This window comes from Clostridium thailandense (assembly GCF_019207025.1).
GTDB lineage: Bacteria > Bacillota > Clostridia > Clostridiales > Clostridiaceae > Clostridium_AM > Clostridium_AM thailandense.
Genome location: NZ_JAEEGC010000247.1, coordinates 1 through 1266, shown reverse-complemented (window position 1 = coordinate 1266; position 1266 = coordinate 1). Strand labels below are relative to the sequence as shown.

The following is a 1266-nucleotide window of genomic DNA, read 5'->3' as shown; positions in this document are numbered from 1 at the left end:
GATGAAGAACGTCATGTCAAGATGATAATTGTAGATAACAATGCTTTAGCAGTTATGACTATAAATGATCCAGAACTTATGGTAAGCATCTTTCAATGTTTCAAAAGCCAAAGTATTTTCACTTATTTCAATGTCTTCAAAATAATTACCACATCTATCTATTACTTCAAAATCTAGCATTAATTTTTCATAACTCATTGTTGCAAAAGAGTCTAAAATACCAGCTGAGTGCATAGCCATGTTTCCTTTATACAAATTAGTATGGAATAAGCACATAGCTGTTTCAACTCCAGCTTGAGCAGTAACGCCTTTTGCATCAGATAAAGCTCCGCCGCTTCTGCAAGCTAATCCATATTTTTTAGCAAGCAGTGACCCATATCTGCCAGCTTTGATAAGCTCTGGTGAACCTATAGATGCATTTCCTGTTTGAACATTTGAACCATAACATGAGAACTCATGTATTACAGGGTTCCCTGGATTTACAAGTTGAGTTAACACTATACAACTTAGTATTTCAGCATTACACATTGCAATGGAACCTGCTAGCGTAACAGGCGAAGTTGCACCTGGCATACAAGCTGAACAAATAGCAATAGGTTGATTGTATTCGCAGCCTTGAAATAATGTATCTATTGCACTTGACTCTACTCTAAGAGGACTAGTAGCTGTTATGAATGTTATATATCTAGCTTTTTTTCTTAATTCTTCTTTACCTCCAAATAGGATTTCTAACATATTAAATATATCTATCTGATCTTTTCTAACTCCTTGAATACCATAGATTACTTTTGAAGAACGTTTCATTGAAGCATATACCATAGCTGGTATACTTATTTCAGGATCTATATCATACGGTTGAACAAGAATACCCCCATTTATCTTGAATGATTTTTCCATATGAACTAAATTAGCCATCTTTAGAAAATCATCAAATAAGGCTTCTCTAACACTTCCATCAGCATTAGTTATCCTTGGTGATCCATATCCTGGAGTATAATTTACCTCTTCTGTATTTACGTTTATAAAGTAGTTTTCATCTCTACCATAAACAGTGAATTCTTTTGTTGCCATGTTCAAATATTTGTTGATTTCTTCCTCGGTAAAGTATGTTCTTCCATTTTCTTGTCTAAAGCCATGTTCTCTAAAGACCTTATTTGCTCTTTCACTTCCAAACTTAACCCCGATTTCAGCAAGTATTTTTAAACTAGCTTGATGAAGTTGCTCTACGGCTAATGATTCTTTTTGATGATCCATAATTACATCCTC

The 1266-nt window shown here is 34.1% G+C and carries 1 protein-coding gene; it reads right to left on the bottom strand.

Translation table 11 applies throughout. The features are described 5' to 3' along the window. Nucleotides 1-45: 45 nt before the first annotated feature. The coding region (locus I6U48_RS29280) for a trimethylamine methyltransferase family protein (RefSeq protein ID WP_218324043.1) at nt 46-1266 on the bottom strand (1221 nt) is incomplete at its 5' end.